We start from the raw sequence: 19649 nt of genomic DNA on the forward strand, positions 1-19649 counted from the left end.
ACCGGACCCGTCGCACGGAGAGCGTGGCACCGGCGGGGAAAACAATCAAGCGTGCTTGCATCTATTTTCGCCAGGGGTCCCCGGAACCGACGGCTTCCGGACGAGCGCCTCCGCGAGCACCTCGGCCAGATGCCGGGCGCGCGGGCCGCCGCCGGCGTTCAGCTGCGCCACCTGCGTACGGCAGGAGAACCCGTCGGCCAGCACCTCCGCCCCCTCCGGCGCCGCCCGCAGGGACGGCAGCAGCCGCTCCTCCGCGCAGGCCACGGACACGTCGTGATGCCCGCGCTCGAAACCGAAGTTTCCCGCCAGCCCGCAGCAGCCGCCGCTCAGCTCGCCGTCGAGCCCGGCGCGGGCGCGGAGCCGCCGCTCGGCCGCGTCGCCCAGTACGGCGTGCTGATGGCAGTGCGTCTGGCCGACGACGGGCCGGTCGATCCGTGGCGGCTCCCAGTCCGGTGCGTACTCCTCGACCGCCTGGGCGAAGGTGCGTACGGCTGAGGCGAGTTGCCGCGCCCTCGGGTCGTCCGGAAGCAGCTCCGGCAGGTCGGTGCGGAGGGCGGCGGCGCAGCTGGGCTCCAGGACGACGACGGGCAGCCCGGCGGCGAGCGCCGGGGCCAGGGCGTCGAGGGTGCGGCGCAGGACGGCGCGGGCGCGGCCGAGCTGTCCGGTGGAGATCCAGGTGAGGCCGCAGCAGGGGCGTCGCGGCGGTACGACGACGCGGAGGCCGGCGTCCTCCAGCACGGTGGTGGCGGCGCGGCCGGTCTCGGGGGCGAGGTAGGTGGTGAAGGTGTCGGGCCAGAGGAGGGCGGTGGGGCGGGGTGCGGTTGCGGGGGCGGGTGCGGGTGCGGGGTGCCGCTGCGCGGGGCCTTCTCCCCGGCCCCGCCCCTTCCCGTAACCGGGGGCTCCGCCCCCGGGCCCCCGTTCCGCGCTCCGCGCGGTGGCCTCAAACGCCGGCCGGGCTGGATTTCGCCCCGCCCACCACCGCGTGAACGTCTCCTCCGCCAGCTCAGGGAGTTCCCGTTCGGGCGCGATGCCCCCGAGCCGCTTCATGAGCGCCGCGAGCGGCCGTACGCGCGCCAGCCGGTTGAGGACCGGGGCGGCCGGGGCCGCCGCCCGGAGCCACACCGGCAGCCACCCCATCGAGTAGTGCGCGGCGGGCCGCACCCGCCCCGCGTAGTGGTGGTGGAGGAACTCCGCCTTGTACGTGGCCATGTCCACGCCCACCGGGCAGTCGCTGCGGCACCCCTTGCACGACAGGCACAGGTCGAGCGCCTCCCGGACCTCCTCCGAGCGCCACCCGTCCGTGATCACACCGCCCCGCTCACCGGCCAGCATCTCGTGCAGCAGCCGGGCCCGGCCGCGCGTGGAGTGCCGTTCCTCGCGCGTCACCCGGTACGAGGGGCACATCACGCCCGCGCCCCCGGCCGTGGTCGTCTCGCGGCACTTGGCGACGCCCACGCAGCGGCGTACGGCTCCCGCGAAGTCGCCCCCGTCACCCGGATAGGCGAACTCGACCGGTACCGGCCGCCGCGGCAGGACCTCGAAGCGGAGGTTCTCGTCCAGGCGGTGCGGGCGGGCGAGGATGCCGGGGTTGAGGCCGCCCGCCGGGTCCCAGAGGTCCTTGAAGCGCGTGAAGAGGCCGACGACCTCCGGCCCGTACATCTTCGGCAGCAGTTCGGCGCGCGCCTGCCCGTCGCCGTGCTCGCCGGAGAGCGAGCCGCCGTGGGCGACGACGAGCGCGGCGGCGTCGGCGGAGAAGTCCCGGAAGCGCCGCACACCGTCCGGGCTCATCAGGTCGAAGTCGACGCGCACGTGGACACAGCCGTCGCCGAAATGCCCGTAGGGCGCGCCGTGCAGGCCGTGACGGCGGAGCAGCGCCCTGAACTCCCGCAGGTACGCGCCGAGACGGCGCGGCGGAACCGCGCAGTCCTCCCAGCCGGGCCACGCCTCGGTGCCGTCGGGCAGCCGGGTTGCCGTGCCGGCGGCGTCGTCCCGTACCCGCCACAGGACGCGCTGCCCGGCCGGATCGGTGACGACCGCGCGGCCGGACGTCTCCGGGGCCGCCGCGCGGGCGATCTCCTCGGCGCGGGCACGGGCCTCCGCCGGGGAGGCCCCGCCGGTCTCGACGAACAGCCAGGCCGCGCCCTTCGGCAGCCCGGCGGCGTCGCCCACCAGGTCGGCGGCCATCCCCTCGACGGTCAGCGGGCCGAAGGGCAGCAGGAGGGGCGCGGCGTCGGCGGCGGCGCTCTCGTCCGCGTAGCCCAGCACGGCCAGGGCCCGCGCGCGCGGCGCCTCGACGAGACGGACCGTGGCCTCCGTGACGACGCCGAGCGTGCCCTCGCTGCCGGTGAAGGCCCGCGCCACGTCGGTGCGCCGCTCGGGGAGCAGGGCGTCCAGGGCGTAGCCGGAGATGCGCCGGGGCAGCTCCGGGAAGCCGGTGCGCAGCAGCGCCAGGTCGCCCTGGACGAGGGCGCGGAGCCCGTCGGCGAGCCGCGCGGGCAGCCCGTCGAGGCCCTGCCCGAGGCGGGCGCGCTCGCCGCCGTACGTGAGGACGTCGAGCGCGTGGACGTTGTCGGCGGTGGTCCCCCAGGCCACGGAGTGCGCGCCGCACGCGTTGTTCCCGATCATCCCGCCGAGGGTGCACCGCCCGTGTGTCGAGGGATCGGGCCCGAACGTCAGCCCGTACGCGCCCGCCGCGGCCCGCAGCGTGTCGAGGACGACACCGGGCTGGACGACGGCGGTACGGGCGTCCGGGTCGAGCGCGGTGATCGCGTCCATGTGCCGGGCGAGGTCGAGCACGACGCCGGTGCCCGTGGCCTGCCCGGCGATCGACGTCCCGCCGCCCCGGGCCACGACCGGGACGCCGTGCTCCCGGCAGACGGCGAGGGCGGCCGCCACGTCGGCGGCGTCGCGCGGGGCGACGACGCCGAGGGGGACGCGGCGGTAGTTGGAGGCGTCCATGGTGACGAGGGCGCGGGCGGCGGCGCCGAAGTCGACGTCGCCGCGTACGGCTTTCCGCAGGGCGGGGGCCAGTCCTTCACTGAGGGGCATGGATCACCCTTTCCCCCTTCCCGCCCCTTCCCTCATGTTCCCGGCCGCCGGACGGGCGGGAACTCCCGGCCCCGCCTGGCCGGCCGTCGGCCGTCTCTAGTCGTCCGTGGCGCGGATCAGCATCGCGAGGACGACCTGGACGACGCCGAACACCACCAGCCCCCAGAGCGTGCCCCACGCCCACGCCACCCCGTCGCGCCCCGTCACCGTGAAGGCCGTCGCGAAGCAGACGGAGCCGGTCGCCAGGCCGGCGGCGGGCACGGCGTACGACGCGAGGGGCGAGAAGTTGTCGTTGAAGTACTCCGAGCACAGGGCGACGAGGAGGGAGCAGCCCACGGCCGCGCCGAGCCCGACGGGTGTGCCCTGTTCCCAGGGCAGAGGCGTCAGCAGGGCGAACCCCGTCACGAACGCCACCTCGCACAGCAGCGCCGCGACACCGGCCGTCCTCTTGGGGCCCAGGCCGTCGTAGCCCCGGCCCACGAACACGGCCAGCGGCATCGTGACGGCCGGGACGAGGCAGGCGATCGCCACCACGACGAGGAGCGACCACGTGGTCATCGCCGCGAGCACCGACCCGATGACCACCCCGGTCATGAGGCCGGACAGGACGGCGGGGCGTGGGTCCTTCCGCGGCTTGGAGGACGTCGCCCCCCGCGTGACCACCGGCGCGGGCGTGGGGGACTGCCAGGGGAAGAGCTGGGCCGGCTGCCCCCAGGGAGGGGCGGGCGGAGGGGGTGAGGGCGAGGAGGAGCGGCGGGGAACGGGCGAGAAGGGGGGCTCGGGCAGACGGCGGATGGAAGGGGGTTCGGGGTACGGGCGGGAGGGAGGCTCGGGCGACCAGGGGGCGTACGGCGGGTCGGGGGAGCGGTAGACGGCGGGGGGATCGGACGACCGGCGGGCGGGGGGCGGGTTGGGCGAGCGGTAGGGGGCGGGAGGGTCGGAGGAACGGCGGGCGGGAGGCGGATCGGACGACCGCCGGGCGGGGGTGGGGCGGACGAGCGGTAGGCGGCTGGAGGGTCGGGGGCCCGGCGGGCGGGCGGCGGATCCGACGACCCGTACGCGGCAGGAGGATCGGACGACCGGCGAGCGGGGGGCGGGGCGGAGGACCCGTACGCGGCTGGAGGGTCGGGGGCCCGGCGGGCGGGCGGCGGATCCGACGACCCGTACGCGGCAGGAGGATCCGAAGCCCGCCGGGCAGGCTTCGGGCCGGAGGACCGGTAGGCGGCAGGAGGATCAGAGGAACGGCGAGCAGACGGCGGCTGGGGCGACCGGCGAGGCAGCGGACCGGAGGAGCGGTACGGGGGCGGGTCCTCGGACGACCGGCGGGCGGGCGGAGACCCTGACACCCCCTGGGCAGGCCGCCCCGCGGCCGGGGCCGGGGCCGGGGCCGGGTCCGGGTCCGGGTCCGGCGCGGGCCGGGCCGTTCCAGTCAGCCGGGGCGTTCGAGGCAGCCGGGGCGGCCCGGACAGGCGCGGACCAGGGCCGTCCGGCTCCGGCTCGCCCCCGCCGTCGCCCCCGCCGTCGCCCCCGCCGTCGCCCCCGCCGGAGGCGAGCCGCAGTCTCCGCGTCACCTCCCCCGCGCTGCCCGGCCGCTGCCCCGGGTCCTTGCGCAGCAGGTCCAGGACGAGCCTGTCGAGGTGCCGGGGGAGGCCGGGCCGCCGCCTCGACGGCGGATCGGGCACGGTCTCCAGATGCTGGCGCATCAGGACGAGAGGGACGCCGGAGAACGGGGGTTCGCCGCACAGCAGCGCGTACAGCAGACAGCCGAACGAATAGAGGTCGGACGCCGCCCCGATGGTCCGGGAGCCCCGCGCCTGCTCCGGGGACATGTACGCCGGGGTGCCCACGGCGTGGCCGGTCTCGGTGAGCGTCGTGAGGGCGGCGGTCTCCTCGACGAACCGCGCGATGCCGAAGTCCAGGACCTTGACGGTGTCTTCGGGGGTGACCATGACGTTCGCGGGTTTGATGTCGCGGTGGACGAGCCCGGCCCGGTGCGCGGCGGCCATCGCCTCGCAGATCTGCACGCCCCAGGTCACGGCCTGCGCGGGCCGCGGCCGCCCGCCGGCCAGGACGGCGCCCAGCGTCCGGCCCTGGAGCCGTTCCATGACGAGGTAGAGCGTGGGCCTGCCGTCGAGCTCGGCCTCCCCGTAGTCGTGCACGGTGACGACGTACGGGCTGGAGATGCGGCCCGCGGCCCGCGCCTCCCGTTCGAACCGGGCCACGAGGACCGGGTCCCCGGCGTCGACCGCCGTGGAGAGCAGCTTGATCGCGACGGGCCGGTCCATGCGCTCGTCGACGGCGGACCACACCTGCCCCATGCCCCCGCTGCCGATCCGCTCGCCCAGTCGGTACCGGCCATCCAGCAACACACCACGCACGGCGATCACTTCCCCCTCGTCCGGCCTGCCCGCGGCGGGCCGCGGGCGCTCGCCGGATCTCGCCGGAGGGTGAGCGGGAGCGGCACACGGCGGGTACGTCGAGCGTACGGACTTGAGCGACGCATCTCACCCGATGGACGCAGATCCGTGGAGCGCCCCCACGCATTAGGCTGCCCCCGTGGCTGATATCCAGATCCCCGCTGACATCAAGCCCGCCGACGGTCGCTTCGGCGCGGGCCCGTCCAAGGTGCGTACGGAGGCGCTCGGCGCCCTGGCTGCCACCGGAACCTCTCTGCTCGGCACGTCACACCGCCAGGCCCCGGTGAAGAACCTGGTCGGCAAGGTGCGCGACGGCGTCCGGGACCTCTTCTCGCTGCCCGAGGGCTACGAGGTGATCCTCGGGAACGGCGGTTCCACCGCGTTCTGGGACATCGCGACGCACGGTCTGATCGAGAACAAGTCGCAGCACCTGTCGTTCGGCGAGTTCTCCTCGAAGTTCGCCAAGGCCGCGAAGCTCGCGCCGTGGCTCGCCGAGCCGAGCGTCGTCTCCTCGGAGCCGGGCACGCACCCGGAGCCGCGCGCGGAGGCGGGCGTCGATGTCTACGCCCTCACGCACAACGAGACGTCGACGGGTGTCGCGGCGCCGGTGCGGCGCGTCGCGGGCGCGGACGCCGGGGCGCTGGTCCTGGTCGACGCCACGTCGGGCGCGGGCGGACTGCCGGTCGACATCACCGAGTCCGACGTCTACTACTTCGCCCCGCAGAAGTCCTTCGCCGCCGACGGCGGCCTGTGGCTCGCGGCGTTCTCCCCGGCGGCCCTGGAGCGCGCGGCCCGTGTGCACGCGTCCGGGCGGCACGTCCCCGAGTTCTTCTCGCTGCCGACGGCGATCGACAACTCCCTGAAGAACCAGACCTACAACACCCCCGCCCTCTCCACCCTCTTCCTGCTCAACGAGCAGCTGGAGTGGATGAACGGCCAGGGCGGCCTGGACTGGGCGGTCCGCCGCACGGCGACGTCCGCGCGGACGCTGTACGGCTGGGCCGAGGCGTCCAAGTACGCGAGCCCGTTCGTCACCGACCCGGCGAAGCGGTCGGCGGTGATCGGCACGATCGACTTCTCGGAGGACGTGGACGCGGCGGCGGTGGCGGCGGTGCTGCGTGCGAACGGGATCGTGGATACGGAGCCGTACCGGAAGCTGGGGCGGAATCAGTTGCGGGTGGCGATGTTCCCGGCGATCGATCCTTCGGATGTCGAGGCGCTGACGGTGTGTGTGGATTACGTGATCGAGCGGCTGTAGGCGGGTGCGGGAGGGGGTGACCGCTGCGCGGGGCTTTGTCCCCTACCCGCCCCTTCCCGTAACCGGGGGCAAGCCCCCGGGCCCCCGGCCGCGCTGACGCGCGGTGTCCTCAAGCGCCGGACGGGCTGAAATCAGCCCGTCTGGGGGCACCTCCCAGCGGTAGCTGGGGGAGTTTGAGGACCGGGGTCCGGGGCGGAGCCCCGGTTCGGGAAGGGGCGGGGTGGGGAAAAGGCCCGCCGCAGGCGCACCCCCCGGACCGCACCCGCACCCAACCCCCGCCCCTACCCCCGCCGTCCCAACCGCACCACAAACACACCCCCCACAAGCGCCGCCCCCGCCACAACCAACCCCAGCAACGACGCGCTGAACCCAATCCCCTGCGCATCGCTCAAATACCCCGTCCCCACCGGCAGGATCCCCGCGAAGAGATATCCCCACGCGCTCAGCGCCGCGTTCGCCTCCGCCAGCCGAGGCCCCGGTACTCGCCCGTTCAGCAGCGAGAACCCGCCCAACTGGCCCATCCCCTGGCCGATCCCGGCCAGGACCGCCGCCGCGAGCAGCAGCCGGATGGACGACGCGCGGACGGCGAGGATCACCAGCAGCATGCCCGCCGCGGTCGCGCCCGTCGCCGTGGCGAGGAGGCGGTGGGGGCGCCACCGGCTCACGAAGAACTGCACGGCGGTGGACGCGCCGAACATGACGAAGGCCGAGCCGCCGGCCACGATCCGGTTGGTCGTGCCGAGGAGGTCGGCCAGCATGGACGGGCCGAGGGCCAGCAGGAACGAGGTGCCGGTCATGCCGGGCATGTACGCGGCCAGGCCGGCCAGCAGGTCGCGCCGGTTGGGCCGGGGCACGGACGGCAGCCGCAGCCAGGAGCCGCCGGCGCCGGCGCGGCGGACCTGCGGCAGGGTGCGGATGACCAGCAGGGCCGACAGCAGCAGGACGGCCTCGGCGACGAACACCGTCACGGTCGGGGCCGGGAGCAGCTGGGCGGCGCAGCCGGCCAGGAGCGGGCCCGAGGCCAGGCCGGTGCCCATGGCCACGGAGCCGGCGAGCGAGGCCTGCCGGCGCCGGTCGGGGCCGCCGACGTCGGAGACCGCCGCCATGCCCGCCGCCACCGCGCCGCCCACCGCGAGGCCGGTGAGCAGGCGCGCGGCGATCAGGGCGGCGACGCTGCCGGCCGTCGCGTACAGCAGGCAGGCGAGGAGGGCGGACAGCACGGCCGGGACGAGGACGGTCCGTCGTCCGTAGCGGTCCGACAACACGCCGGCGACCGGCAGGGCCACCAGGAGCCCGCCGATGTACGAGGCGAAGACGACGGTCAGGGTGCCGGTGCCGAAGCCGATCCGCTGCTGCCACAGGACGAACATCGGGGTCGGCGCGTTCGAGAGCATGAAGACGGCGGTCAGGGGCCAGGCGGCGAGCCAGACACTGCGCCCGCCCCGCCCGGTCCGGGAGTGCCGGGCGGCGCCGGTCTGCTGGACGGCGCTCATGCGAGGCCGCGCAGCAGCGGCAGCAGCTCCTCCGCGGTCCGCTCCAGCGCGGCTCTGTAGGCCGGCTCGTGGAGGTCGGGGGTGGGCAGGCGCAGCACGATGTGGCGGGCGCCGGCCGCGACGTAGCCGCCGACCCACTCGGCGACCTGCTCGGGGGTGCCGCCGAAGATGCCCTGGGTGGTGCGCATGGTGGGCAGGTCGAGGCGGTAGTAGGCGCCGAAGTAGGCCGTCAGGGTCTCCTCGGCCTTCTCGACGCCGCGGTCCACGGCGACCGAGAGGTAGACGGCGCCGGTGACGTCGGACTCGGGGCGCCCGGCGGCCTCGCGGGCCTCCTGGACCCGCAGCCAGCCCTTCTCGTAGTGGGCGGCCGTGGTGCTGGTGGGCATCCACCCGTCGTAGATCCGCCCCGTGCGCTCCAGCATCTTCTCGCCGGAGTGCGCCATCCACAGCGGGGGTCCGGCCGGCTGGTCGGGTACGGGCAGCAGCGCCACGTCGTCCAGTCGGTAGTACTTTCCGGCGAAGGAGACGGGCTCGCCCTCGGCGCGCCACAGGGCGCGGCAGATCTCCAGGGTCTCGCGCGTGCGGCCCACCCGCTGGTCGAACGGGATGCCGTAGGCCGCGAACTCGGCCCGGGTGGCGGGTGAGGAGAACCCGGAGCCGAGGCCCGTGATCAGGCGGCCACCGGAGATCCGGTCCAGGCAGGCGAGTTCGTGGGCCAGGTGGACGGGCGGGCGCAGCGGCAGCAGCACCGCCGTGCCGAGCTGAACCCGCTCCGTGGTGGTGGCCGCCGCCGTCAGGGCGAGCACCGGGTTCATCCGGGAGCGGGCCAGCGGGGACTCGCCGGCCCAGATGGAGTCGTACCCCAGTTGTTCGATCTTCCGGCTCAGTTCGCCGAGGTGACGGGGATAGTCGTTACGTTCGACGACGGATTCGCGTCCGGGGAGGACGACACCGATACGGAGGTCGGTCGGCGTCTGGGGCACGGTGTTCCTATCTGAGAGGTCCGGCGGGGGGTGGGCGGGGGCCCGGGGTCAGGAGAAGACGGCGTCGATCAGCTCTCGGGCCTGTGCCGGGTTGAGCCGTGGGTCGCAGAGCGACTCGTAGCGCCCGGACAGCGCGTGCTCGTCGGCGACGGGGCCGCCGAGACACTCGGTCACGTCGGCCGTCGCGGTCTCCAGGTGGAGGCCGCCGGGGTGCAGGCCCCGCTGTTCGAGGACGCGCCGGAAGGCGGCGGCCTCGCCGACGGCGTCGGCCAGGCGGCGGGTCTTGACGCCGCCGGCGGTCTGCACGGTGTTGCCGTGCAGGGGGTCGCTGAGCCAGACGACGGGGTGGCCCGCGCGCTGCACGGCCTCGACGACGGGGGCGACGGCCGACGCGGGTGTCCGGACGCCCGTGCGCAGGATCAGCGTGAGCCGGCCGGGCAGCCGGTCCGGGTCGAGGACGCGGCAGAGCCGTACGACCTGCTCGGCGGAGGCGGACGGGCCGATCTTGCAGGCGACCGGGTTGGCCAGGGAGGCGAGGAACTCGACGTGCGCGAGACCGAGCTGGCGGGTGCGTTCCCCGATCCACGGGAAGTGGGTCGAGGCCAGGTAGGGGGCGCCGGTCTCCGGGTCGCGGCGCACCTGCGGGCTCTCGTAGTCCATCACGAGGGCCTCGTGGGACGCCCACGGCCCGTACGCGTCGGTGCGCAGCTCGTCGAGCGCGCGCAGGACGGCCGCGCTCGCCTCGTACGCCCGGAGCATCCGGTTGGGGTCGTGGCGGCGGGCGGCCGCGTGGGGTTCCGGGGAGTTGACGAGGTGGCCGCGGAAGACGGGCAGGTCGACCCCGTCGTGGGTCTCGGTGGGGCTGCTGCGCGGCTTGGCGAACTGGCCGCCCATCCGGCCTACGCGGACGACGGGTTGACCGGTGCGCAGGGCCATCCGGCCGGCCAGATCGGCCAGGAGCTCCGCCTTGGCGGCGGTGTGGGCGGCTCCGCATTCGCGGATGTCCTCGGCGCAGTCGCCGGTCTGGAGCAGCCGGGCCCGGCCGAGGGCCACCTCGGCGAGCTGCCGCCGCAGCACGCTCACGTCGGCGGCGGAGGTGAGCGCGGGGGCCTCCTGGAGGGCGCGGCGTACCTCGGGGAGGTCCGGGTGGGCGCCCCACCGCGGCTGCTGCTCGGCGGGGAGCAGGTCCCAGACCGCGGGGGCCGGGGCCCCCGCGACGGCGAGCGACTCGTTCACCGGGTCCACTCCGGGCCGGGGACGAGCCCTTCGATCTCCACCAGCAGGTCGTCGCGGCACACGGCCACGTTCATGTACATGACCTCGGTGTCGGGGCCGAAGGCCGACCGGCAGCGCTCGCGCACGACCGGCAGGTCCGCCTCGTGGCGCACGTACACCTTGACCAGGCGGAGGTCCTTGAGCTCGTGGCCGCCGTCGAGGCCCGCCGCGGCCAGGTTGGGGCCGCTGATCAGCTCGGCGATGTTCTCCAGCACCACGTCGGTCTGCGCGGCGACGTCGCCGCGGTGGACGGTCTCGTGGCCGAGGATGCTGGCCGTGCCGGAGACGAACAGCGCGCCGTCGCCCTGCCCGGCGCCCGCCGGGTGGAGCCGGGTGGCGCGGGCGAAGCTCGGCGGCTTCGGGCCGTACTGCTCGGGATAGTGGTAGGCGGGTGTCTGCCGCTGGTTCTCCACGTGCCGGGGTCTGCCCTCGCGGCAGGCGAGCAGGGTGAAGGAGATGCCCTCGCCCCGGGTGCCGATGCCGGTGGCGGCCGGCATGTGGCCGGTGCCGTCGCCGTAGGACGCGAAGGCCTCGGCGCGGCCGGCGACGAAGTCCTGGTAGATCTCCATGCCTTCGGCGTTGGGACCGATGATGTCGCCGACGAAGTTCCACATCCGGAAGATGTGGGGGTAACCGAGCTCGTTGACCAGCGCGAAGGCCGCCTCGTACACCTCGCGCACCGTCGTCCGGTACACCGGGAGCGGCGGGAGGGCGCCGGAGATGAAGAGGTATTCGCCGTCGTGCGCGAAGGCCAGGCTGCCCCGGGTGCCGGATCGCGGCGCGGTGCCGGTGGTCCACACCTCGCGGAAGGAGTCGAAGCCCGGGGAGGCCATGGGAATGGTCAGTTCCGGGTACCCCTGCCCGGTGAGGGCGAGACCGGTACGCTCGCCGAACGCGACCGTACCGAGGACGTGGCGCCCGGGAGCGGGCTGGGGTATGCCGTCGAGTGACGTGAAATGGGCCTGTAATCCGGCGTGTTGGGACATGGGAGAACCCTTCAGTGGGCCGTCGCTGAGGTGGGGGGCGAGACGCCAGTGCACTGCGGGAGGAGGCGAGACGGGTGAGCCCTGCGGTGGGCTGTGCGTAGAGATGGGGCTTCGGCCGCGCGGGTCGGTCCGGCGCGTCGACAAAGCGTGTTTTGGGCACAGTTGGGCGCGGCGCAGCACGCTGCGACCGGCTCCGGCTCACTCCCCCCGTGATCGTCTGCCGGTACGACCGCACCCGCGCATGTGTGTGTACGGTCAACTTTTATTCGGCGGCAGGCAAAGTGAGTTGAGCCACAAGAGGAGCCTGGCTCCTCTTACGCACCTTCCACCCCACCCGCCCGAACGGCGTCCTCCGCAAGGAGATTCAACCTCTCCACCGGCCCGGCCGGCCGCAGCGTGCAGCTCCGCCACGCGAACCCGTTGGGATGCCGGACGAGCACCATGCCACTGGGCTCCACCTCGACGACCCTGCCGGAACCACCGGCGACGGTGTCGACGACGATCGCCCCGATCGGGGCGCGGGCGAGGGGCAGTTGGACGGATTCGGGGCAGCGGCAGGAGTCGGAGAGGGCGGGTGCGCGGGGGACGAGGTTGAAGCCGTGGGCGCCGGCGGCGATGTGGAGGGGGGCGGGGCTGGGGTGGGGGTGGTGCGGGGGTTCGCGACGGGGTTGCGTCGTGCGAAACGCGCTCTCGCCCAGGCGATGAGGCCGACGATAGGGTTTTTCACGTCATCAGCTCCTTGGTCGGACAGGTGACCACACCCCCCGGGCCGGTCGGACGGCTGCGGGGGGCTTTTGGCGAGCGCCACAATAGAGAGGGTGTGATGCAGATGTCTATAGGCGTATGCCGAGGTTAGCTACTATGTTCGACTAGGTGTCTATACCTACAGTCGCCCCCGTGATGGAATTCGACCCCACGCTCCCGAAGTGGACGCAGATCGCGCAGGTCATCCGGCAGCGCATCGCCTCGGGCGAGTACGCGCCGAATCACTTGGTCTCCGAGACCCAGTTGGAGCAGGAGTTCGACGTCGCGCGCGTCACGGTTCGCAAAGTCACCCGCGCACTGCGCGAAGAGGGCCTGATCGTCACTACACACGGCATGGGGTCGTTCGTCACCGAACAGGCCGCCGGGATCATCAAGGCATCCAAGGACCCCTCAGCGGGGTGACCGCGCGCGGAGCCGGTCGGCCCATTCGTGGAGCGGGCCGGCGAGTTCGTGGTTGTCACCACGACTGAGGGTCTGGAGGAGCTCGGCCGCGATGACGGCCTGCCCGGTCCAGGTCTGCGGGGCGTCCAGGTCGGGGAAGGCGGCGCGGACCCGGGCCGCTGTGGCCGGTCGGAGCAGGCTGTAGGCGTAGAGGGTGGCCTGGTCGTAGCCGTAGGGCGCCCGGCCCCACCCTTCCCAGTCGAGGATCCGCAGCCCGGGTGCGGTGAGGTTGGCCCAGTGCAGGTCGCCGTGGGCGGTGGTCCAGGTGATGGCATCGGGGGCGGGGACGCCGAGGAACTCCGGCAGGGCGCGGTGGATGTACTCCTGGCGGACCGCGATCCGGTCGGTGGTGACGTCGGCGACGGTGCCCAGGGCACTGCCGAGAGCCGTCCACCACGCGGCGGGGAGGCCGTCGGGGACGCGCAGGACCGGATCGTCGGAGATGACGTCCTGGTCCAGGTGCTCGCTCAGCTCGGCGCGGTGGACGGTCCCGTCCTCGGCCTCGTCGTGCACCGCCAGCAGCGCGGGCCTGTGTCCGTGCAGGTCGCCGAACGCCTGCTGGGCGTCCGTCGCCCCTTCCCACGTCTTCCCTGACGCCTTGCCGGCCGGGGCGGAGACCAGCCGCAGCCACACCCGCCGGCCGTCGCCGGTGACACCGGGCCGCCCCAGGGTCCGTCCCGCCCAGCCCCAGCGCTCCTCACCACCGCCGAGAGTGACGGCGAGGGCGCGGGCGGCGTGGTCGTGACGGGTGCGCATCCGCTGCTCTTCGGCCGCGTCCGGTGGGGGCGAGTACACGTTGTTCTCCCGTGAATCGTCGGACTTCCAGGGTGTGTCCGGCAGATCCTTCCCCAGCCCCGCCCCGTCCCGCCGCATCCGGTGTGCGGCGCCGTCGCGCCGCAGGTCTCCGCCCCGTCCTTCGGACGCCGAGCGGCCGGGAATTCCGTCCCGGGTCGTTCAGCCCGCCGCCGTGAACACCAGCGACGCGTTGTGCCCGCCGAACCCGAACGCGTTGGCCAGGGCTGCCGGTACGCGCCCGTGGCGAGGGGATCCGGCGACCACGTCCAGGGGGACCTCCGGGTCGAGGTCGACGAGGTTGCGTACGGGCGGGACCGCGCCGTCGCGTACGGCGAGGATCGCCGCGATCGCGCCGATCGCGCCCGCCGCGCCGAAGAGGTGACCGGTCATCGACTTGGTGGCCGTCACCGACGGGTGGGTGCCGATCGCCTCGGCGACCGAGCGGGCCTCGACGAGGTCGCCCAGCTGTGTGGACGTGGCGTGGGCGTGGACGTGCGCGATGTCCGCCGGGGTCAGTCCGGCGGCCGACAGGGCCAGGCGCATCGCGCGTACCTGGCCCTCCGGGTGGGCGGCCGTGATGTGGTGGGCGTCCGAGGTCACGCCGGCGCCGGCGAGGACCGCGTGCGGGCGGGCGCCGCGGGCGGCGGCGAACCCGGCGCGTTCCAGGACGACCACGCCCGCGCCCTCGCCGATGACGAGGCCGTCGCGGCCGGTGTCGAACGGGCGTGAGGCGCCCGCCGGGTCGTCGTTGCGGGTGGAGTGGGCCTTGGCCTGGGCGAACCCGGCGATGGGCAGCGGGTGCACGCAGGCCTCCGTGCCGCCGGCGACCACGACGTCGGCCCGGCCGAGGCGTATCAGGTCCAGGCCCATGGCGATCGCCTCGGCGCCGGAGGCGCAGGCGCTCACCGGGGTGTGGGCGCCGCCCCGGGCCCCGAGTTCCATGCTGACCCAGGCGGCCGGGCCGTTGGCCATCAGCATCGGCACGGTGTGCGGGGAGACCTTCCGTACGCCCGACGCCTCCAGGACGTCGTCCTGGCCGAGCAGCGTCAGGACGCCGCCGGTGCCCGTGCCGATGACCACGGCGAGCCGCTCCGGCTCCACCTCGGGCCGCCCGGCGTCGGCCCACGCCTCGCGGGCGGCGAGCAGCGCGATCTGCTCGCACCGGTCCATGCGCCGGGCCTGCACCCGGTCGAGCAGCCCGGCCGGCTCCTGGCGCAGGCGGCCCGCGATGCGTACGGGCAGTTCCGCCGCCCAGTCGTCCTCGATGGCGCGGATCCCGCTCTCGCCGCGCAGCATCGCCTCCCAGGTGGACGCGATGTCGCCGCCGAGGGGGGTGGTGGCGCCGAGACCGGTGACGGCGGCGCTTTCGTTGGTGACGGTCATGAGGGTCCCCCTTGTGGTGATGGCACAGTTCACCCGTGGTGGCGGGTGGTGCGGGTTTCTGCCTTCGGGTCCACTGTGCCAAGGGGAGAGCGGGGATAGCGGCTAGATGATCAACGGAGTCGGGGGGTGAGAGATTGTTGGGTTCCGCTATGGACCGGACAGGTCGGGTGGGTCGCGACCGGCGTCCGGGAGTGGGCGGGCGCGTACGGCGGGGCGGCAGGATGGGGCGTCCGCCGACCCTCGGCGGCGTCCCTGGGCGGCCGCCTGACCCGGGCGCCGGCCCTCGGCCCCTCACTTCCTCCGGAACAGCCTCCGCAGCGACACCACCAGCAACGTCGCCACCGCGAACGTCCCCGCCCCCACCGCGAGATTGCGGTTGCGGTCCCCCTCGTCCGTGCCGTCACCGGACTTCCCGTCCGACGACGCGCCACCGCCGTTCCTGGCGTCGTCCGGCGCCTTCGCCACCGAGTCCGGCAGTAGGTCGCCGTCCAGCCCGACCGGCTGCACCGAACTCCGCCTGCCCTCCGAGCCGTACATCAGCGTCCGCCCGTCGGGCGCGAAGGTGACCGACTCCCCCTGCCGCTGGAGCGGTACGCCCGGGCGGCCGACCTCCTCTGGGCGGCCGTCGCGCCAGCGGTACTCGCGCGCGTCGAAGTAGCTGCGGACGACGAGCCGGGTGCCGTCCGGCGAGAACGCGCCGTCCGTGGCCCAGACGTCGATGTCCGCGACGCGCCGGAAGGTGTTCACGCCGGACGCGGACAGCTTCTCCGGACCGGCGTAGAGGGCGCTCTTCCCGGACTGCTTCTTGCTGACGATGTACACCCGGCCCGTCCTGGGATGCACCATCAGCGACTCGGCGTCGCGCGGGCCGTCGTCGTAGCGCACGGTGTGGCGGACGGGCGTGACGGTGGTGTCGGCCAGCTTCTTCGGCTCGGGGAAGCGATAGATCCACACTTCCTGCCACCGGCCGCCGTAGTTGTCCCCTATGTCACCGACGTAGATGTTCCCGTCCGGGCCGATCGAGATGCCCTCCACGTCGCGGGGGTCGATGTCGGCGAGGGTGACGGTCGCGACCGTACGGCCGGTGCGGCTGTCCACGGCGTAGACGTACGGGCCGTCGTCGCTGTCGTTGTGCGTCCAGTACACGCCCGGGTGCGCGCGGCTGGCGGCCAGGCCGCTGGACTCCCTTATCCGGGGGTCCGTGATGGTGAACGACTTGGGGGTCTCGGCGGCGGCGCCGTCGGCCGCCCGCGCGACGGCGGCACCCGGCAGGGCGGCGAAGGCGAAGGCGCCGAACGCGCTCAGCGCGGCGAGTCCGAGGACGGCCCGGCGGGCGGAAGGGCCGGAAGGACCGCCGGCGCGACGGCGCGGGGCGGGCCGACGGCCGGTTCCGCATACGGTTCCGCTCACGGCTCCGGCTACGGCACCGCGGCCGGTTCCGTCTCCGGTGGCAGGCAAGGGCTGGCGCATGGTCCCAAGCCTGCCATCACCCGGGGCCCCGGCCGCCCGGACCCGGAACTCCGGGAAATATCGCTCGAACAAGCTGTCCCTCACACGTATCGTGACCGCGCGCGTCACACGGGACGCGCGGCACGGGCGAAAGGCTGGGATCGGTGGAGTACAACGGGTGGGCCGACGAGGGGTTCGGCGCCGTCGCGGACGCGTTCGGCCGGAACTTCACCGACCACGGGGACACCGGCGCCGCCGTCACTGTGTTCGTGGACGGCCGCAAGGTCGTCGACCTGTGGGGCGGCACCGCCGACGAGCGGACCGGCCGGCCCTGGGAACGGGACACGGCCGTCCCCGTCATGTCCGCGGCCAAGGGCGTCGTCGCCGTCTGCGCCCACCTCCTCGCGCAGGAGGGCCGCCTGGATCTGGACGCCCCGATCGCCGACCACTGGCCGGAGTTCGCGCGGCACGGCAAGGAGCGGATCACCCCGCGCATGGTCCTCGCCCACCGCGCGGGCCTGCCCGTCATCGACCGGCCGCTGACCTTCGAGGAGATCCTCGCCTGGACGCCGGTGGTACGCGCCCTGGAGGAGCAGGCCCCGTACTGGGAGCCCGGCACCGCGCACGAGTACCACGGGCACACCATGGGCTGGCTGATCGGCGAGGTGATCCGCCGGATCACGGGCCGCACGCCCGGCGCCTACTTCCGTACGGCCGTCGCCGACGAGCTGGGCCTGACCACCTGGATCGGCGTCCCGGAAGCCGAACTCCCCGGCCTGGCCCGCCTCTCCGAGGCGCCCGGTACGTACCCGGAGCTCCCCGCCGAGTCGCTCTTCGCGCGGATCCTCACGATGGACGGGGCGCTCCCGTTCCCCGGCACCGACCACCCGCGCGGCCGGAACTCGCCCGCGGTCCTCGCCGCCGAGATCCCCGGCACGGGCGCCGTCTCCTCCGCCCGCGGCCTGGCCACGCTCTACGCGGCGGCCGCGACCGGCGTCGACGGCGCGCCCCGGCTGCTCACCCGGGACACCCTCACCGACGCCCTGCGGGTACGGACCGACGGACCCTCCTGGTCGGGCTTCCCGGACGGGGGCGTGCACTGGGGCAGCGGCTTCAACGTCGCGTCGGAGAGCGTGCCGCTGCTGGGGGCGCGCAGCTTCAGCAACGAGGGGGCGGGTGGGCATTTCGCGCTGGGGGACGACGAGTTGGGGGTCGGGTTCGCGTATGTGACGAACCGGATGGTGGGGGGTGAGGATCCTCGGGGGCCGTTGCTGGTGGGGGCTGTCCGGGGGTGTGTGGCGGGGTGAGGGTGACCCGTGGTGGGGCGGGCGGGTGCGGGCGGGTGCGGGCGGGTGCCGCTGCGCGGGGCCTTTCCCCACCCCGCCCCTTCCCGATACCGGGGCTCCGCCCCGGACCCCGGTCCTCAAACGCCGGACGGGCTGAGCCGTTGCCCGGAACCGGGCGAAAATCAGCCCGGCTGGGGGCACCTCCCAGCGGTAGCTGGGGGAGTTTGAGGCCACCGCGCGTCAGCGCGGAAAAGGGGGTCTGGGGGCGAAGCCCCCGGTTTCGGGAAGGGGCGGGGCTGGGGAACAAAACCCGCCACTCCTTCGGGTGGCCGGATCCCCCACCCCGCGTAACCCACCCCCACCACGGACAGCCTCGACCCAACGCGCAGCCGCACACGCACACGCACACGCGAAGGGACCCGCCCATGGAGCCTCAGGAGAGCTACGAGCCCCCCGCACTCGAAGAGCTCGGTGACTTCTCGGAGCTGACCCGGGGCCGGCCGGCGGCCGAAGCGGCGGAAGACGTCTGAGAGGCGCCCCATGAGTGTGCTCACCCTGCACCCCGACGTGTCCGCCGCGGACACCGAGGACGGAATGGTGCTGCTCGACGAGGTCGGCGGGCGCTACTGGCAGCTCAACGGCACCGGGGCGACCGTGCTGCGCGCCCTGCTCGACGGCGCGACCCCGGGGGAGGTGGCGCGCTCGCTCGCCGAGCGCTACCCCGGCCTGACGACGGAGCGGACGAACAGCGACGTGGCGGCGCTCATCATCTCGCTGTCCGAGGCCCGCCTGGTGGTGACGGCGTGAGCCGGCCGATGGTCCTGGAGCCCCGGGAGCCCGTGCCGCTCCGCCGCCGCCCGGCGGCCCTGCTGGCCGTCGGCGCCGCCCGGCTGCTCGTCCTGCTGCCGCCCCGCCGCATCCGCCGCGCCCTGACGCTGGCCCGGCGCGGCGCCGCCCCCGCCACCGCGGAGGAGGCCCTGGCCGCCCGGCGGGCGGTCGTCGCCCTGAGCGCCCGGTGCGCGGGCGAGGGCTGTCTCCAGCGCTCCATGGCGACGGCACTCCTGTGCCGGATGCGCGGGGTCTGGCCCGACTGGTGCACAGGGGTGCGCACGAGCCCGTTCCGCGCCCACGCGTGGGTGGAGGTGGCGGGTCTGCCGATCGGTGAGTCGCACTCCCCCGGCTACTACCACCGGCTCATGGTCGTACCGGGCGGAGGACCGGGCGGAAGGCCGGGCACAGGGCCGGGCCGGAGGGAGCCGCGAGCGGCCGTGACAGCGCCTGGAGCGGCCGCCGTCACCGGTCCAGCGTGAACGAGACGTCGTCGATGAACCACGACGTCGCGGCGATGCCGACGAAGACCCGCCCGCTGCCGTTCCCCTCCTGCCTGGCCGGGGAGAAGAGATTACGGACGACCGTGCCCGTGCCCGCCTGCCGCGCCTCGGTGCGGCCGGGGTCGAGGCGGGTGAAGGTCCGGTCCGCCTTGAGGTCGGAGACCTCGTTCGTGTTGTAGACGACGTGGTCGTCCGTCGTGGTCACCACGTCCGGCCCGCTGCCGCCCGTGGCCCGGCCCTTCATGGTGAGGGTCGCGGATTCGATCCGCGAGCGGCTGGGCGCGTCGCAGGTCAGCCTGCCCACCCCGGTCGCCTCACCGTTGGGCTTGACGTCCATGCGGAGGGAGCCGTGGCAGCGCAGGACGACGGCGGCGTCCTTCCCTTCCCCGGCGCTCTTCCCGCTTCCGCCCGCCGCCGCCGCGCCCGGACCGGCCGGGGCGAGCATGAGCGCGAGGACGCCCGCGGCGGCCGCACCGGTGAGCACCCGGCGGGTGGTGGCGCGGCGCGCGGTGGCTGTCGTCGATAACTTCGAGATCATGGGTGAATCCTTCTCCTTCGGAGGGTTCCCGGCGGGCGGGAGGGACACACCGTCCGCTCAGGAGCGTGCTCCCGTCGATCCCCCGTAGAAACCCGGACGGGATCACTCGTACGGGTGAACGCATCCGGAGGGCCCAAACCCGATTCCCCCGACGGGACCGGGGCCCCGAACGGCCACTTCCACCCTGCCGGACGCCTCGGG

General features: G+C 74.4%; 17 protein-coding genes. 6 read left to right on the plus strand and 11 right to left on the minus strand.

Features of this window, described 5'->3' with window-relative positions; genetic code table 11:
- Positions 1-45 precede the first annotated feature (45 nt).
- From SMD11_RS13645 to SMD11_RS37315, 3 genes are all read right to left on the minus strand, one after another.
- Entirely contained in the window at positions 46-3048 is a 3003-nt protein-coding gene (locus SMD11_RS13645; protein ID WP_087926729.1) for an FAD-binding and (Fe-S)-binding domain-containing protein, read from the minus strand.
- A gap of 96 nt (positions 3049-3144) precedes the next feature.
- A complete protein-coding gene (locus SMD11_RS13650) occupies positions 3145-3711 on the minus strand; it encodes a hypothetical protein (protein WP_199844117.1) in 567 nt (188 codons plus the stop codon).
- The gene (locus tag SMD11_RS37315) at positions 3639-5435 is read right to left on the minus strand and encodes a serine/threonine-protein kinase (protein ID WP_087926731.1); all 1797 of its coding nucleotides are present in this window, start codon (positions 5433-5435) and stop codon (positions 3639-3641) included. Before SMD11_RS37315 ends, SMD11_RS13650 begins: the two co-directional genes overlap by 73 nt.
- A 169-nt stretch (positions 5436-5604) precedes the next feature.
- Here SMD11_RS37315 and serC point away from each other — a divergent pair, with 169 nt between their 5' ends.
- Entirely contained in the window at positions 5605-6723 is a 1119-nt protein-coding gene (gene serC, locus SMD11_RS13660) for a phosphoserine transaminase (protein ID WP_087926732.1), read from the plus strand.
- Between the two features lie 281 nt (positions 6724-7004).
- Here serC and SMD11_RS13665 read toward each other — a convergent pair whose 3' ends face one another.
- The 4 genes from SMD11_RS13665 to SMD11_RS13680 are packed head-to-tail and all read right to left on the minus strand — an operon-like array spanning position 7005 to position 11460.
- Positions 7005-8216, minus strand: a complete 1212-nt coding sequence (locus SMD11_RS13665) for an MFS transporter (protein ID WP_087926733.1) — start codon at positions 8214-8216, stop codon at positions 7005-7007.
- Complete coding sequence (locus tag SMD11_RS13670; protein ID WP_087926734.1) at positions 8213-9199, minus strand: LLM class flavin-dependent oxidoreductase; 987 nt, start codon at positions 9197-9199, stop codon at positions 8213-8215. The genes SMD11_RS13665 and SMD11_RS13670 overlap by 4 nt, the downstream gene beginning before the upstream one ends.
- 48 nt (positions 9200-9247) lie before the next feature.
- On the minus strand, positions 9248-10435 hold the full coding sequence (locus tag SMD11_RS13675) for a 3-deoxy-7-phosphoheptulonate synthase (protein WP_087930485.1): 1188 nt from the start codon (positions 10433-10435) through the stop codon (positions 9248-9250).
- On the minus strand, positions 10432-11460 hold the full coding sequence (locus SMD11_RS13680; protein ID WP_087926735.1) for an FkbO/Hyg5 family chorismatase: 1029 nt from the start codon (positions 11458-11460) through the stop codon (positions 10432-10434). Before SMD11_RS13680 ends, SMD11_RS13675 begins: the two co-directional genes overlap by 4 nt.
- A gap of 900 nt (positions 11461-12360) precedes the next feature.
- Here SMD11_RS13680 and SMD11_RS13690 point away from each other — a divergent pair.
- On the plus strand, positions 12361-12627 hold the full coding sequence (locus SMD11_RS13690; protein WP_418952523.1) for a GntR family transcriptional regulator: 267 nt from the start codon (positions 12361-12363) through the stop codon (positions 12625-12627).
- Here the strand turns inward: SMD11_RS13690 and SMD11_RS13695 are convergent.
- The 3 genes from SMD11_RS13695 to SMD11_RS13705 all read right to left on the minus strand — a co-directional run bounded on the left by SMD11_RS13695 (position 12616) and on the right by SMD11_RS13705 (position 16149).
- Entirely contained in the window at positions 12616-13422 is an 807-nt protein-coding gene (locus SMD11_RS13695) for a hypothetical protein (RefSeq protein WP_234366029.1), read from the minus strand. The two genes, SMD11_RS13690 and SMD11_RS13695, sit on opposite strands and share 12 nt — an antisense overlap.
- Positions 13423-13620: 198 nt before the next feature.
- Positions 13621-14844 carry a beta-ketoacyl-[acyl-carrier-protein] synthase family protein gene (locus tag SMD11_RS13700; RefSeq protein WP_087926738.1) on the minus strand — a complete coding sequence of 408 codons (1224 nt, stop codon included), beginning with the start codon at positions 14842-14844 and terminating at the stop codon, positions 13621-13623.
- A gap of 291 nt (positions 14845-15135) precedes the next feature.
- Entirely contained in the window at positions 15136-16149 is a 1014-nt protein-coding gene (locus tag SMD11_RS13705) for a hypothetical protein (protein ID WP_418952524.1), read from the minus strand.
- 308 nt (positions 16150-16457) lie between these two features.
- On the opposite strand from SMD11_RS13705, the gene SMD11_RS13710 reads away from it, so the two are divergent.
- The 4 genes from SMD11_RS13710 to SMD11_RS13720 all read left to right on the plus strand — a co-directional run bounded on the left by SMD11_RS13710 (position 16458) and on the right by SMD11_RS13720 (position 18889).
- Positions 16458-17600 carry a serine hydrolase domain-containing protein gene (locus SMD11_RS13710; protein ID WP_087926739.1) on the plus strand — a complete coding sequence of 381 codons (1143 nt, stop codon included), beginning with the start codon at positions 16458-16460 and terminating at the stop codon, positions 17598-17600.
- A gap of 404 nt (positions 17601-18004) precedes the next feature.
- Positions 18005-18109: a lasso RiPP family leader peptide-containing protein gene (locus tag SMD11_RS34920; protein WP_107421954.1), complete on the plus strand. Its 105-nt coding sequence runs from the start codon at positions 18005-18007 to the stop codon at positions 18107-18109.
- A gap of 10 nt (positions 18110-18119) precedes the next feature.
- Positions 18120-18386 (plus strand): lasso peptide biosynthesis PqqD family chaperone, encoded by a 267-nt coding sequence (locus SMD11_RS13715; RefSeq protein WP_087926740.1) that lies wholly within the window; start codon positions 18120-18122, stop codon positions 18384-18386.
- The gene (locus tag SMD11_RS13720) at positions 18383-18889 is read left to right on the plus strand and encodes a lasso peptide biosynthesis B2 protein (RefSeq protein WP_087926741.1); all 507 of its coding nucleotides are present in this window, start codon (positions 18383-18385) and stop codon (positions 18887-18889) included. Before SMD11_RS13715 ends, SMD11_RS13720 begins: the two co-directional genes overlap by 4 nt.
- Here SMD11_RS13720 and SMD11_RS13725 read toward each other — a convergent pair.
- Positions 18873-19448 carry a hypothetical protein gene (locus tag SMD11_RS13725; protein ID WP_087926742.1) on the minus strand — a complete coding sequence of 192 codons (576 nt, stop codon included), beginning with the start codon at positions 19446-19448 and terminating at the stop codon, positions 18873-18875. The genes SMD11_RS13720 and SMD11_RS13725 overlap by 17 nt on opposite strands.
- Positions 19449-19649 lie beyond the last annotated feature (201 nt).

The organism is Streptomyces albireticuli (assembly GCF_002192455.1).
GTDB lineage: Bacteria > Actinomycetota > Actinomycetes > Streptomycetales > Streptomycetaceae > Streptomyces > Streptomyces albireticuli_B.